The sequence below is a fragment of the Pirellulales bacterium genome (assembly GCA_035499655.1).
Taxonomy (GTDB): Bacteria; Planctomycetota; Planctomycetia; order Pirellulales; family JADZDJ01; genus DATJYL01.
In genome coordinates this window covers 21,378-33,157 of record DATJYL010000180.1, presented here as the reverse complement: position 1 = coordinate 33,157, position 11,780 = coordinate 21,378, and the positions used below count along the sequence as shown (strand labels likewise).

Below are 11,780 nucleotides of genomic sequence, written 5' to 3'. Positions count from 1 at the left end.
AGTGACGACGGCTTGCTCAGTGGGTTTGTGGCGACGATACGAAGGAATGCGTACTGGGGCGGGCTTCGACATGGTGCGGTTCTCCCAAGGGGTCCGATTCCGGTAGTCTACCGGCTTCTCGGATCGTTTCGGGCCGCACTGTCGAACATCGACAGGTAACGTAAGTTGCGTTTCGGCTAAATGTTATGTACAGGGTGGCTAACGGGACTCGAACCCGTGACCCCCAGATCCACAATCTGGTGCTCTAACCAACTGAGCTATAGCCACCATATACCGACAGTATAAGGGTTTACGTCGGAAGCGTCACGGGCGATTTCCTCGCAAATGCAGAGATTCGTGCAGAGTTTCGAGCACGATCTACATTTGCACAGGGGAAACGCAATGAGAATTCCGAAACCATTTTTTCGCACCCAAACACAGTCGTACTATCTGCAATTCAAAGGTAAGCAGATAAACCTGGGCAGGAACAAGGCCGCCGCCCTTGCAAAGTATCACGAATTGCTGGCCGGGCATCAAGAGCCGACACCGGAAGGCACGGCCGCTGCCGTAATCGACCAATTCCTTGAATGGTGTAAAGCAAATCGAGCACCCCGGACGTACAAGTTTTACAAAGAACACCTTCAATCGTTTGTCGATTTCATTGGCAAGCAAATTCGCGTTGCCGATTTGCGGCCTTACCACGTAACCCAATGGCTATCGACAGTAAAGGGCGGGGATACGTTCAAGTATGGTGCTGTCGGATCGGTGAAAAGAGCGTTCAAGCACGCTGTTGATGAGGGCTACATACCCTATTCGCCTGTAGCGAAATGCAAGCAACCACGGCCCCAGCCCCGCGAAGTATACATAACACCGGAACAATGGCAGACGATCATCGAAAGCATGAAACCGGGTCCGTTTCAGGACGCGATTCTTTTCCTACGTCAAACCGGCTGCCGGCCGTTTGAATTGCGACAGATTGAAGCATCGAACATCGACGGCAAGCATATCGTATTCGCTGCCAAGAAAAGCAAAGGGAAACGATATCGCCGCGTGATACCGTTGACGGCCAAAGCCTTTGAAATTGTTCAGCGGCTAGCGGCAGAGCATCCTACGGGGACGATATTCCGAAACCAAAAGGGCAGGCCGTGGACGCACCCCGCTATGGGCCACGCTTGCCGAAAATTTGCCAAGAAACTGAAAGTGCCATTGTACCCTTACGCCATCCGCCACACGTTTTGCACCGATATGCTACTGGCCGGAATGGACCCGATTAAGCTTGCTGAAGTTATGGGCCACCGTTCGCTAAAAATGATTATGGACGTTTATAGTCACCTTAACTTGAAGCGTGACGAGTTGCGGGAACAACTTGAAAAGTTTGTCAACGCAAATGACGCAAAGCCACCGGAGAAGGGTCACGCTGCCTAGCTTGGAAGGCTTCAATATCGGCCGGTCGAATGCGAATAGGGTTTGTTGTATGACGCAACAAACCCTTTTTGCACAAATCGTACACCTTGCGTTGAGAAATGTTCATTTGCTTGGCGGCCTGTGCCACGGTCAACGGCGTACTGGCTTCAGATTCACTAGGCGGTGTAACCAATGCCAAGCACCCTGAAACCGCTTCGTGTTGCCGTTTGATTGGTTCCGTTTCAGGTATTGCGTCGATCATTCTCGCAATCTGCGGATAGCCATCCGTCAACGCTCTAGCCCGTATCTGATTGAAAATCTTGGTTTGCTCATTGAAGGTTTTTGCCAGCAGCGGCAATATCACGTCATTGTCAGTCAAACCACGGCCACGGTTTTCCAACGCCGCGAGCTTGGCAATTTGCGATTTCAGATAGTGGCGGAAATCCCCCATGATGAAAAGTCTAGCTTACTGCTGGGGCAGTTGCGTATCGGGAGATTGCTGGGGCAGCCCACCGGCTTCAACGCTGTTGTCGGCCATCCGTTTTATGAACTCTTGTAACCGGGGAGAGTTGCTAAACACTGCCCGTGCGATACGGATAAGTCTTTTCCGCTCTTTAATTTTCTCATAGCGGATGAGTTGACACACGCGGGCCGACTGTGCTGCCGTGTATGGCTCATGTTTTATTGTTTGGTACATGATAGCTCCTCATAAATCAGCCCTGGGGCGACAAAGTAATTCTAAAACTCTCCGCACCGCCCCCTTCGTAAATAATGCTCATACCGGTTTGCAGTTCCTTCAACTGCCGCCTCAGATTGGCCAGTAGCCGGTCATATTCACTGCGATTGTCGGGGTGGATTTCTAATTTCGCACGTTCAAACGTATTGATGGCGTTCTGTAGTTGTCGAATCTGCGATAGCTGTTCTGTTGTGTAGGTCATTTTGAACCGCCATTATTTCTTAAATCGCACAGGCGTTTAGCCTGCTTCATTTCGGCGGGATTACTAATTCCCTCAGCAAGACGTTGCTGAAATAAGTGATATGCTTTTAGGCTCCGCTCCTGCCAACCGGGAACGTCTTGAAATTGAAGTACCAAACATTCTTCCACTTCACGAAATAATCTTTCAACAGCGGGAATGGGTAAGAGATACTGTGCTCTTAGAGCTTGCCTATCAAACTCTTTCGCCATTCGAGTTAGCACACTCAGCAATGCAATCGCATCGGGCCGCCCAGTGCGACCCTCAGCAAGGCACTGATTGAGAAGTGCTCTGGCAACATTCAATTCATGGCCGATGGCCGCCGGGTCATCGGCGTTCGATGCCAATTCGATCAATGCGTTTTGCGTTGCTTCGTCATTACTCTTGTACTGCATAATCATTCACCGTTAGAAAAACGTCTGGCGACGGCCGATACCGAGACATTGGTTGTTGTAAACCGCCGCCAGACGCAGAACATGGTTTGAAAATGGTGTCCGACGAGCGGCATCGCACACCGCCTCAGCCGACCGGCACCGTCACCGGCTGAAAAGTGTCGGCGTTGAGTATCAATAGCCGACATTATTTGTTGTAACCAATGCGAGCAGCAGCCAATTTATCACCCGCCCGGGCTTTTTTTCTCTCGTTCATCCAAGTTTCAGTCGCCTCTTTAGACGCGATTGCTTGGCGTGGGTCGATCTTGTGATTGCGGCCGATCAAACCGCCTGTACTTTGACCGTCGAAACCGTTGTGGCTGCCAGTACCACCATTTTTGTCGGCCTTAAATAGCGGCCAAAATTGTTGGTCAGCACGCAACTTAGCAACCGCTGTATCGACGGGTAGGCTTTCGTCGCCCAATGTCACGACAACATTTTCACCGTCAATCGAACACTTGGACTGAAACCATTCTGCCGCCGCTGGGTTGCTCCACTCGGCTGCGTTAGCTGCTTCATTTTGAATGCGTGACGAATCTACGAAGCGTTGCAAGGCCGTTCTTTCGTCTTTAACCGTCTTGCGTAAGGTTTCAATTTCCTTGTTGGCCTCAGAATGCTTTCCCTCTAATTCGGCAACCAATTTGGTCAACGAATCTTTTTCGTTGGCGAGGGCTTCCCGTTCTTGGGCTAGTTTCTCTGCATTCGCAAGAGCTTCATTCGCCTTAACAGAACGCTCAGCGAATTCTTGTTCCGCCAAACGCTTGGCTTTCGATTCCTCTCTACGCCTAACCTCGGCAAAGTAGGAGTTCAAATTTTTTTGCGTGGCATCGTCAATTTCGTGGCCGAGAATTTCGGGCAGACTTTTCTTTTCTGTTTCCGTTTCCATATTTATTTACCTCAGTTATTTGGCTTCAAGTTAAGTAACCGGCGGCCCGCTCGGCTTGACCTGAGTGCCATGTAATCTTCTGGCCGCTCCAAGAGTTTTTTGTAGTCCACCTTGCCGTTCGCCAATCGCACGGAATTAGCAATCTGACTCAATTCATCAATTTTATCCTGGGCGGCGGCTAACTCTTGGGCTTGTCGATCTTTCATTGCGGCAACATCGGCCGCGTGCTTCTCCGCTTGAGCGTTCAATTTTTCTTGAAGCTCAAACGGTGTGAATACTGGTTTGTCATCGGGCATGGTATGGTTTCCTATTGGTTAGATTGATTCTCCCCCGCCAAGCTGACTCAGGATGAAAAGTTTGCGGACGGAACGTGAGACGAGAATTTCTTTTCGTATTGTGAACAGAATTCGGCGAACTGCCGGACCACGTAATGATTGCGGGGAGCAACCGTAGCAAGACGATTGAAAATTTCCTCAAAAACATTGGTACTGCCATCCGAACCGGTTTGGTCAGAATTGAGCAACTGCAAAATCAGGTACCACGTGGCATTGTCGCCTTGCAATTGTTCGGGGTGTTCGGGAAAAACCGTCAACAGTTTATCGACGGCAACAGAATTACTCATTGGAATTAAACCTCTACTGAAATGGATGACCGGTATTGGAAGCAGCTACCGATCAATTGTGCTGCTTAGGAATTCTTGGGTTCGCCGATGATGAGCTTGCCGTCTCGGTCAACATCTTTACGGCTGTCGCCAGTACGATCAAAGAGCCACGGCAATCGGGCGTTATCGTCTAACGTGCAATTACTTCCCGGCGTGAAACTCAATTCGAGTTTGAGATCGGCGGGCGTAGGTTGAGGGGCCGCACGTCGCCGACATAGTTGACAATACTTATCATGGAACAATGAAAAATTTGTAACCGGATCAAGGCCGGGATTCGCGGCGATAAATTCTTGAAGTAGTGTCACGTTGTCACCGTTGGAAAAATGCTGGCGGCTGGTTGGCCCCGGACAAAAGGTTAATGCCGGCCGCCAGCAAACAAGGAAGATTAAAAAAGATGGAATGCTTTGAGGATGCCAAGCAAGGTTGCGGCCATCGGTGCAAGTGCCAGTGACCATCCGCAGCCGGAAATAAAATTTTCGTACAAGAACTGGCATTGCAAACGTGCGGATGGAAGGTGGACTTGCAAGTTATAACCGCAGGCATCGCGGGCGAGTTTGAAGATTCTGAATGGACGCATGGGGAACCTCAGTTGATTTAATGGCGACCCTTGCGGAACCGGACACAAGGGCCGCCGGCCGGCAGGGCATAAGTTGCCGGCAGGATGATTTTGAAAACGGCGGCCGGGCGAGAGGAAATCGCAGGCCGCCGCCGGAGTGTTGGCAGGAACAAGTACGAAACTGCCAACAAGGTATGGTTTAGTTTTTCGGCACCGTTGCTTGAATAAGTTGGGCCGCCGCTTGGCTCGGGTACTTCAACGACGGTTCAAGGTAATAACTTTCGGTTTCTAACCACGCTGCCAGTCCGCGTAGCTCTGCAATAAAGTCACGTTCCAAATCTGTTTTGGATTTTTCAGCGATGGCGTAGTCAAGGCATTCCCCGGCACGTTCCGGGGACAACACAAGCGAAAGCACTTCCCAAATTTGGTATGGTGTCGCTTGCTGGGGTCCGTTGTCAGGTATGCTGTTCATTTTTCATGGTCCATTTTGGAAAATTGAATGAATGCTTGCGAAGATCAACCACAGTATCACAGTAGCGGCGAATGGCCTTAGAATCCCGATCATGGACAACTACAAACGAGACGCCCACCTTTTCACCGAACGCTTTTAGTCGGCGGAGCAATGAAGGAATTCGTTCGCCGGCACCAAAACTCCACAGTGCATCCAAGATTACATGATTGGCCATGCAATGGTTTTCGAGATACTCAAAAACAGATCGTAGCGAACAATCTTCGCCCCGCCGCCACCAAATTTCACTGTTGAAGCGGGATTTTATTTGTTGAAGCCGTTCAACCAAAGTATCCTTGGCATTGTGCGTGTCTATTAAAAGCGAATGGCGGGTTTGTCCGTTCAAATTCAGGGCGTAACACGATTTGCCAGAGCCGGGGTTTCCAATTACGGCAGTAAGAGTTGGGGGCGGACTGACCGCATTTGCCATACCCCTGCCTAACCCAATAGCGAATTGACGTTTTAGTCCTGTAAACATTGTGGCACTCCATAAATTGAAATGGGTTTATTCGTTTCCTTTGTGATAAGGTCCGGGTGTCGGGGGCAATTCAAATCGGGCAAGGTTTTTCCCCTGACCGATACCCATGAATCCGACCCATTCCGTTTCCAATCGAAACCGCAAAACATGGCCGCTATTGTGAACGAATCTGAACCGACATAACCCGGCCAAATGCCCAGTGCATAGGCACGTTCTTCAACACAGTGCTTTAGGCCATAACTACCCGCGTTGCACCGTGACGTTTGTTCGCAATGATGTAGGTACTCGCAACATTCCACGACTTCGTGGAACCACGCATCATTCAGCCACGGCGAATGCTCTGCTTTAATCTTCGCAACGTCATTTTCGGTCGGTAGAACCAATGGACGTTTTGCAGCATTCAGAAGCCAGAGTGTTTGCGGGCATTCATTCATTTCACTGAACGCAACCATCAATTCCCATTGGCCCGTTATACCGCAATGGTTTTGAAGATAGGATTTTGTAAAGGATTTTGCATACCGCCCTGTCCAGTTACCATCTTGATGCCGTATGGCATATCCACGACCGACCAGTTTACGGGCGTGCGGCAATACCCGCTCAGATATTTGTTTTACTTCAGCATGATAGTCAAGCATGGGATTGTTCCTTAGTTATGGGCGATTCAGATTTAAGAGCGATGCCCTTGAAGATTCGCATTACTTTCTCGTTGGGAATTCGCATTTGGCCCGGCCGCAATTTTGGAAAAGCGTCGAGCAACTCCGTGCAGAATGTTTGACGACGGGGAACGTCTAACGACCGTACTTCGCACCATCGTCGGTAGCTATCGTACAATTCCGCTTTGTCGCCTTTAGCATTCGGGGCAACAGTACAATTCTCAGCGGCCCACTCTTGAATTGGATTACTATCGTCAACCACCAATTGCACAATTTCTTGACACAAATCGGGCCGCGTGAACTTTGCTGTCTGTTGCACACGCTTCCAACCGTCGATGGCCCACCGAATGATTCCAGGTAGTTCTTTCTTGAGTGTTTCGTTTAAGTGTGGGTCGGGTTTCTCGGCAAACGATTCGATGAACCGCAACAAGATCATCCGCGATTCCAATTTGCCGCTGACATCTTGAAAATGCGGAATTGAATTGGAGGTTATTACGCACACGCCCCAATTATCAGTCGTAAGTGCCGTTTTATATTTTGCGGTTACTTCCACGGCATCACGTCCAGAAATTGCCGCTAGGATTTCGCGGGCTTCGGGACCAAACTGGCCCCAATTCGTTTCAGGGAAAAAGAGCAACCGCTTATTGATGCCCGATTCCAACGCATTTTTATCGCCCAGTCGATGCAGCGTTAAAGCGGCATAGTTGCCAGGTCCAATAATATCTTGAAGTACGCGGGCAATGACGCCTTTGCCGCCACGTTTGGCACCGCAGAGTACAAAGAACACGTGTAGCCACGGTGTCGTGAGGCTATATCCAAGAAACTCTTGCAAGAGTTTGTGGCACTCAGGATTGTTGGGCCACCACTCATCTAAACATTGCAACCAGCGGGCAGGCTTAGGAGCATTCGGGTCAAAGCTCCACGGCAACATGGATGTTGCAAAGAAATTTATATCGTGCGGGTAGAACCTAGATTCATCTTTGGACAAGTCGATTATGCCATTTTCGCAGACGAGATAATGGCTGGGATCATCCTTTCTATTATCAAGCCATTGACCGGGTTTCTTTTTTGTCTTAACCGCAACACGCAAACTGTGCATTGCGTCGTTTACAAGGCCGGTACTAATCCGTGTCAGCGGAGAATCACCACAGTTGTGTTTCTTCTTATATTCGAGAAACGCTAGTTCAACATGTTCCCAGAGCGTCTGGAACATTTCATGGTCCGGTGTTGGCACCCAGCAACGGCCATCGTGCCGGTAGAATGTCTCTTGAGCAAATAGCAGCGTGCAGATTGATTTATCGGCCACGCCTTCAATTATCAAGGGACGGCTAAATACTTTGTTGATGGCACTGCGAGCCAGGAAGGTCGGATTATTGATTGCCTCCAGGGTGGTGGTCTCAGGAGCAGGCACCCACAGATCAATACTTCGATATTTATCATGCGGAACCCAACCGTCGATGGCCCTTGGTTTACCGTCCTGCCAAAATCGGCCATCAATGCGAAAGCGTATGCCCTGTTTGCCATCCGCCGACAATTTCTCCAATATGACAGGCTCATTATTGAAGATGGCCTCACCGGGTAGTTCACGGTTATCCTGATTCAATTTCTTCGCAAGCTGTTGGGCTTTCGCCCACGATACACAAGCACGCTTGCCAGAGAATTCGATTTCTAATTCCCTACAAAAATTTTCGATCATTCGTTCACCTGAATATCACCTGCTTTCGATTCCACCTGAGAAAGAAATGCCCGATGGAGTGCAGGTGAAAACACCCCACCGGGCCGCAACCGGTTATTTTCGATCAAGCGTTAGTCGGTACTTATCGCTCGGATGTTTGACCCAACGCTTTTTGCTGGTTCGGGGATTGAGAAGATTGCCAACAATGAGCAATCCTTCGGGACCAGTTCCGATAACAAACTTTTCGGCTTGAAGTGCCGCCTTGATTTTCTTTTCGGGCCATTCGGTCGGGCATACGCCGTTGTCGAATAAGTAGCGATGGAAGGCTTCGACAAATTCGCGGTACGGCGTACTCTGGCCATCGGCGACAACAAACTTTTCATTCAGGAATTGAACTAGCATGGCGAACCTCATTACGGAGTGCGACCGCGAATGCGGAGCACGATGGACTGACGGATGACACTTCTCGGGTACAAGAGTAGAACGGTCCAAAAACGGACTTTTTTTCAGGAAATCGTGGAAAGTTGTGGATTTATTTTGTGAGTGTGAACCCTTTCTCGGTACAACAGTAGATGGGTCCAAATCGAGCGTTTTTATCAGGAATTCTCGAACGATTTTCAAATTATTTTTTCGAGTTTGCACCGATTCTATTACCGATGGTAATAGACTTCACGCAAAAAACATGGGGCTGTTTTGCCGGCTGCAAAGGCGTTTTTGCATAAAAAGGAGAAAGCTCAGGGAAGCCTGTTGCATGGTCCAACAGGCTTACAAATTTTTTCCCGCCGGCCGGTGCAGAGGGTAGGCTGGGGTTGCTGTCACGACTTGTCACGGCTTCCAATAGACTTTTCTAAGAGAAAAAAAGTTCTCCCCTAGGGGAGATATTTTAGGTATAGAGAAAAGTTGTTTATAAGCCGTGACAAGTCGTGACACCCCTGAACCGGCCGGCCGCCCGGCTGAAGAAATTTCGGTTATCAGGCTTGCTGACTCGGCGATTTCGATAGTGTTCAATCGCGGAGAAACGCAACCTCGCGGTTGCTTGACCATCGGTCACGGTTGTGTGTCGTAAAATGCCCACAGCTTGCATTAGCTGCCGTCTGGCAAACGACGAATGTAACGGCCGTTCTTACCGCGTGCCTGATTAGGATTGCGTGCGGGGTATCTGTGCTTATCAGGCTGTAGAAGCTCGATACCCGCTGCTGTCAACATCCGCTGTCGGATGCGAACCACCGCCGTGGCTTCCGACGTGGTTACGGCGATTGATGGCATCGTACCCGTCAATGCCACGGGCTTCGCTGTCGCAAACCATAGCCGTAGTGACCGTCCGATGCGGGTATGGTTCGGGTGATACAGCAACCGCTGCCACGGCAGACTGTCACCCGCCGGCCCATAGCCGACAAACCGCCGGCCATCGGCCCCTTGTAGCTCGAAACATCGTTGGCCGGGTTCGTATTGATTCATGGTGAAACTCGATTGTGTAAAATTTGGTGTTCCCGGCCGTTTCGGTTGTAAATCGTGGCACTTTTGCCAGTGTTTTACTGCAAAAGATAGTCTAATCAATTGTCTACTCTAAATTTGACATTCTGACGCTGTGAAGCATTATTGAGATAGGAGAATCAATCATGCAAACCGACAAGAAAACCGCCGTGTACGTCCGGGTGTCCAGCCATAGCCAAAACACCCGTAGCCAAGATGCTGATTTGAGGCGGTACGTCGATGCTTACGACGTTGATGCTGTTTGGTATGTCGATAAGGCAACTGGCACTAACATGGATCGGCCCGAATGGAATCGACTATGGGCCGACGTGTTGGCCGGCAAGATTGATCGGATTATTGTTTGGCGGGTAGACCGCCTTGGCAGAACTGTTAGCGGGCTTGCTCAATTGTATGATGAGTTGATCCGTCGCAAGGTAACGCTGACAAGCATTAAAGAATCGTTCGATTTGTTGACTAAAGAGGGACGATTGACCGCTACCATCTTAACGGGCGTAGCTGCATACGAAACTGAGGTTAGACGCGAGCGGCAAACCGCTGGTATTTCTGCTGCATTAGCAGCCGGCAAATCTTGGGGCGGTCGCAAAGCTGGCCATCGTAATAAGTCTGTGCTGGCCAAAGCAAGAGCCATCCGCAAGCTACATCACGCGGGCGAATCCATCGCAGCAATCGCCCGCACTTGCCAAGTAAGTCGGCCGACAGTGTATGACATTCTGTCTAGCTGACGATTGCACGCAATCAATCTCTGCGATGTTCAGTACGTTAGCTCTTAACGTGCAACTGGCAAGCAACCAGCGGCGATAACTAGGGGATAGGGTTATTTCAAACTCGGCAACACAATCGTTTTTATCCGCAGGTGGCCCGGCTCTTTGTTCGGCCTGAAATGCAATTTTCCATCTAGGTTGACTCGGCACCGGGTCCGGTCAATTGAAGCCCGCCGCATGAAAGCCCGCAACAAGCAAGCAAGATTCTGAAAAAATTTGCGGGCAAATTATTCTCTGTTGGCCGCCGCTTAGATGCGTTCAACTGCTATCGGGCTTTCAGAATGGCGAACAAAGCCACGGCAACAGCGACCACAACGCCAGAAACTAGCAACCATTTGCCGGGGCCAGCGTAGGCGGCATCATCTTCCGGCGTGTTTACGATGATGTTAGTTATGACATCATCTTCTAAATCGTCGCTCATTAGGATTGCTTTCGCAAAATAACATCATAGCCCAACGGCTTCGCAACCTTGTGAAGTGTCTTAACGGCTAGATCGGTTCCCGCTATCCAGCGGTGCAAAACCGATTGCTCTACTTCGCTGGCTTTCGCCAGTGAATAAACCGTGTAATCGCCCCGCTGTAGGGCTTTGTTGGCAATCGTTCGCAAATCGTCGCTTACGCTCATACCCAACTATACCCCGTAGTTGTTAGTTAGCAAGTAGCGATTGTAACGGCCGGTAATCCGAAAATACTTGCGAATTCGCCAGTAATTGCTAAAGAACGCTTGCTAGTTAGCCTGTACGTGCTAAATAACAAGTATAGGAGCAATCAACCATGTATAGCAGAGCACCAAAGCAATCGGATTATTTCGGCCTACTTGCGGTTGTCGTATTCGGCTTTTTGGCATTCGCTTTCATTCTGGCTTAACACAATGTTTTACGGTCGCAAACCACGTTTATCGGATTGGCTTGGCTTGTTAGTGGTGGCCGCGATTGTGTTCTTTTTAGTCGCCTTGATTCTTTCACTTTAAGAGGGCAACACCGATGAAAATTCTCGTCGCAACACAGGAACGCCGCTCGATTGATTCGCTGGAATACCACGTTTTCGATATGGCGGACGGCACGGGGTACAGCGTAACGCAAATTACGGAAGTGCTGCAATCCGGCCGCACTATCGTTTGCGGCGGCCGGGGCTACTACAAATCGAACGGCGAGAGTGCATATTGCGAAATCCGCGATTGCAATTTTCTGCCGCCCGCGTTCGCTACTACGTCCGCACGGGCCGTAGAGCCACAACGCAAGAGCTATCGGCGGACGTTTGAGCGGGCAGCCGGATAACAAGCTAAGTTTTAGTGTCGTTTTCCGTTCCCATTTTTAAGGGG

Annotated in this window: 19 protein-coding genes and 1 tRNA gene; 3 read left to right on the top strand and 17 right to left on the bottom strand. The window is 49.9% G+C overall.

What is annotated here, in order from left to right; all coding sequences use genetic code 11:
• Positions 1-193: 193 nt before the first annotated feature.
• Positions 194-267: transfer RNA gene (locus tag VMJ32_12920), tRNA-His, on the bottom strand.
• 114 nt (positions 268-381) lie between these two features.
• Between VMJ32_12920 and VMJ32_12915 the strand changes: the two genes are divergently transcribed.
• Positions 382-1,404: a tyrosine-type recombinase/integrase gene (locus VMJ32_12915; GenBank protein HTQ39923.1), complete on the top strand. Its 1,023-nt coding sequence runs from the start codon at positions 382-384 to the stop codon at positions 1,402-1,404.
• Here VMJ32_12915 and VMJ32_12910 read toward each other — a convergent pair.
• The 14 genes from VMJ32_12910 to VMJ32_12845 all read right to left on the bottom strand — a co-directional run bounded on the left by VMJ32_12910 (position 1,358) and on the right by VMJ32_12845 (position 9,663).
• Positions 1,358-1,834 (bottom strand): helix-turn-helix domain-containing protein, encoded by a 477-nt coding sequence (locus VMJ32_12910; protein HTQ39922.1) that lies wholly within the window; start codon positions 1,832-1,834, stop codon positions 1,358-1,360. The two genes, VMJ32_12915 and VMJ32_12910, sit on opposite strands and share 47 nt — an antisense overlap.
• Positions 1,835-1,849: 15 nt before the next feature.
• Entirely contained in the window at positions 1,850-2,080 is a 231-nt protein-coding gene (locus VMJ32_12905; protein ID HTQ39921.1) for a hypothetical protein, read from the bottom strand.
• Positions 2,081-2,096: 16 nt separating this feature from the next.
• Complete coding sequence (locus VMJ32_12900) at positions 2,097-2,321, bottom strand: hypothetical protein (GenBank protein HTQ39920.1); 225 nt, start codon at positions 2,319-2,321, stop codon at positions 2,097-2,099.
• Positions 2,318-2,752: a hypothetical protein gene (locus tag VMJ32_12895; protein ID HTQ39919.1), complete on the bottom strand. Its 435-nt coding sequence runs from the start codon at positions 2,750-2,752 to the stop codon at positions 2,318-2,320. The genes VMJ32_12900 and VMJ32_12895 overlap by 4 nt, the downstream gene beginning before the upstream one ends.
• A gap of 184 nt (positions 2,753-2,936) precedes the next feature.
• The gene (locus tag VMJ32_12890) at positions 2,937-3,674 is read right to left on the bottom strand and encodes a hypothetical protein (protein HTQ39918.1); all 738 of its coding nucleotides are present in this window, start codon (positions 3,672-3,674) and stop codon (positions 2,937-2,939) included.
• Between the two features lie 11 nt (positions 3,675-3,685).
• Complete coding sequence (locus VMJ32_12885; GenBank protein ID HTQ39917.1) at positions 3,686-3,970, bottom strand: hypothetical protein; 285 nt, start codon at positions 3,968-3,970, stop codon at positions 3,686-3,688.
• Between the two features lie 47 nt (positions 3,971-4,017).
• The gene (locus tag VMJ32_12880) at positions 4,018-4,296 is read right to left on the bottom strand and encodes a hypothetical protein (GenBank protein HTQ39916.1); all 279 of its coding nucleotides are present in this window, start codon (positions 4,294-4,296) and stop codon (positions 4,018-4,020) included.
• A 65-nt stretch (positions 4,297-4,361) separates the two neighbouring features.
• On the bottom strand, positions 4,362-4,790 hold the full coding sequence (locus VMJ32_12875; protein HTQ39915.1) for a hypothetical protein: 429 nt from the start codon (positions 4,788-4,790) through the stop codon (positions 4,362-4,364).
• Between the two features lie 300 nt (positions 4,791-5,090).
• Positions 5,091-5,306 (bottom strand): hypothetical protein, encoded by a 216-nt coding sequence (locus VMJ32_12870; protein ID HTQ39914.1) that lies wholly within the window; start codon positions 5,304-5,306, stop codon positions 5,091-5,093.
• Positions 5,307-5,346: 40 nt separating this feature from the next.
• Positions 5,347-5,877 carry a hypothetical protein gene (locus VMJ32_12865; protein HTQ39913.1) on the bottom strand — a complete coding sequence of 177 codons (531 nt, stop codon included), beginning with the start codon at positions 5,875-5,877 and terminating at the stop codon, positions 5,347-5,349.
• The gene (locus VMJ32_12860) at positions 5,862-6,512 is read right to left on the bottom strand and encodes a hypothetical protein (GenBank protein HTQ39912.1); all 651 of its coding nucleotides are present in this window, start codon (positions 6,510-6,512) and stop codon (positions 5,862-5,864) included. Before VMJ32_12860 ends, VMJ32_12865 begins: the two co-directional genes overlap by 16 nt.
• On the bottom strand, positions 6,505-8,226 hold the full coding sequence (locus VMJ32_12855; GenBank protein HTQ39911.1) for a phage/plasmid primase, P4 family: 1,722 nt from the start codon (positions 8,224-8,226) through the stop codon (positions 6,505-6,507). The genes VMJ32_12860 and VMJ32_12855 overlap by 8 nt, the downstream gene beginning before the upstream one ends.
• 93 nt (positions 8,227-8,319) lie before the next feature.
• The gene (locus tag VMJ32_12850) at positions 8,320-8,607 is read right to left on the bottom strand and encodes a hypothetical protein (GenBank protein HTQ39910.1); all 288 of its coding nucleotides are present in this window, start codon (positions 8,605-8,607) and stop codon (positions 8,320-8,322) included.
• 681 nt (positions 8,608-9,288) lie between these two features.
• Positions 9,289-9,663, bottom strand: coding sequence for a hypothetical protein (locus VMJ32_12845; GenBank protein ID HTQ39909.1), 375 nt, complete (start codon positions 9,661-9,663; stop codon positions 9,289-9,291).
• A 161-nt stretch (positions 9,664-9,824) separates the two neighbouring features.
• Between VMJ32_12845 and VMJ32_12840 the strand changes: the two genes are divergently transcribed.
• The gene (locus VMJ32_12840; GenBank protein HTQ39908.1) at positions 9,825-10,421 is read left to right on the top strand and encodes a recombinase family protein; all 597 of its coding nucleotides are present in this window, start codon (positions 9,825-9,827) and stop codon (positions 10,419-10,421) included.
• Positions 10,422-10,725: 304 nt separating this feature from the next.
• Here VMJ32_12840 and VMJ32_12835 read toward each other — a convergent pair whose 3' ends face one another.
• Both VMJ32_12835 and VMJ32_12830 read right to left on the bottom strand, forming a co-directional pair.
• Positions 10,726-10,881, bottom strand: a complete 156-nt coding sequence (locus VMJ32_12835) for a hypothetical protein (protein HTQ39907.1) — start codon at positions 10,879-10,881, stop codon at positions 10,726-10,728.
• A complete protein-coding gene (locus tag VMJ32_12830; protein ID HTQ39906.1) occupies positions 10,881-11,084 on the bottom strand; it encodes a hypothetical protein in 204 nt (67 codons plus the stop codon). Before VMJ32_12830 ends, VMJ32_12835 begins: the two co-directional genes overlap by 1 nt.
• A 358-nt stretch (positions 11,085-11,442) precedes the next feature.
• Between VMJ32_12830 and VMJ32_12825 the strand changes: the two genes are divergently transcribed.
• A complete protein-coding gene (locus VMJ32_12825; protein ID HTQ39905.1) occupies positions 11,443-11,736 on the top strand; it encodes a hypothetical protein in 294 nt (97 codons plus the stop codon).
• Positions 11,737-11,780: the final 44 nt, after the last annotated feature.

Coding starts and splice junctions, on each gene's coding strand:
- VMJ32_12915 (HTQ39923.1), top strand. CDS start 382: ATGAGAATTCCGAAACCATTTTTTCGCACCCAAACACAGTCGTACTAT.
- VMJ32_12910 (HTQ39922.1), bottom strand. CDS start 1,834: ATGGGGGATTTCCGCCACTATCTGAAATCGCAAATTGCCAAGCTCGCG.
- VMJ32_12905 (HTQ39921.1), bottom strand. CDS start 2,080: ATGTACCAAACAATAAAACATGAGCCATACACGGCAGCACAGTCGGCC.
- VMJ32_12900 (HTQ39920.1), bottom strand. CDS start 2,321: ATGACCTACACAACAGAACAGCTATCGCAGATTCGACAACTACAGAAC.
- VMJ32_12895 (HTQ39919.1), bottom strand. CDS start 2,752: ATGCAGTACAAGAGTAATGACGAAGCAACGCAAAACGCATTGATCGAA.
- VMJ32_12890 (HTQ39918.1), bottom strand. CDS start 3,674: ATGGAAACGGAAACAGAAAAGAAAAGTCTGCCCGAAATTCTCGGCCAC.
- VMJ32_12885 (HTQ39917.1), bottom strand. CDS start 3,970: ATGCCCGATGACAAACCAGTATTCACACCGTTTGAGCTTCAAGAAAAA.
- VMJ32_12880 (HTQ39916.1), bottom strand. CDS start 4,296: ATGAGTAATTCTGTTGCCGTCGATAAACTGTTGACGGTTTTTCCCGAA.
- VMJ32_12875 (HTQ39915.1), bottom strand. CDS start 4,790: ATGGTCACTGGCACTTGCACCGATGGCCGCAACCTTGCTTGGCATCCT.
- VMJ32_12865 (HTQ39913.1), bottom strand. CDS start 5,877: ATGTTTACAGGACTAAAACGTCAATTCGCTATTGGGTTAGGCAGGGGT.
- VMJ32_12860 (HTQ39912.1), bottom strand. CDS start 6,512: ATGCTTGACTATCATGCTGAAGTAAAACAAATATCTGAGCGGGTATTG.
- VMJ32_12855 (HTQ39911.1), bottom strand. CDS start 8,226: ATGATCGAAAATTTTTGTAGGGAATTAGAAATCGAATTCTCTGGCAAG.
- VMJ32_12850 (HTQ39910.1), bottom strand. CDS start 8,607: ATGCTAGTTCAATTCCTGAATGAAAAGTTTGTTGTCGCCGATGGCCAG.
- VMJ32_12845 (HTQ39909.1), bottom strand. CDS start 9,663: ATGAATCAATACGAACCCGGCCAACGATGTTTCGAGCTACAAGGGGCC.
- VMJ32_12840 (HTQ39908.1), top strand. CDS start 9,825: ATGCAAACCGACAAGAAAACCGCCGTGTACGTCCGGGTGTCCAGCCAT.
- VMJ32_12835 (HTQ39907.1), bottom strand. CDS start 10,881: ATGAGCGACGATTTAGAAGATGATGTCATAACTAACATCATCGTAAAC.
- VMJ32_12830 (HTQ39906.1), bottom strand. CDS start 11,084: ATGAGCGTAAGCGACGATTTGCGAACGATTGCCAACAAAGCCCTACAG.
- VMJ32_12825 (HTQ39905.1), top strand. CDS start 11,443: ATGAAAATTCTCGTCGCAACACAGGAACGCCGCTCGATTGATTCGCTG.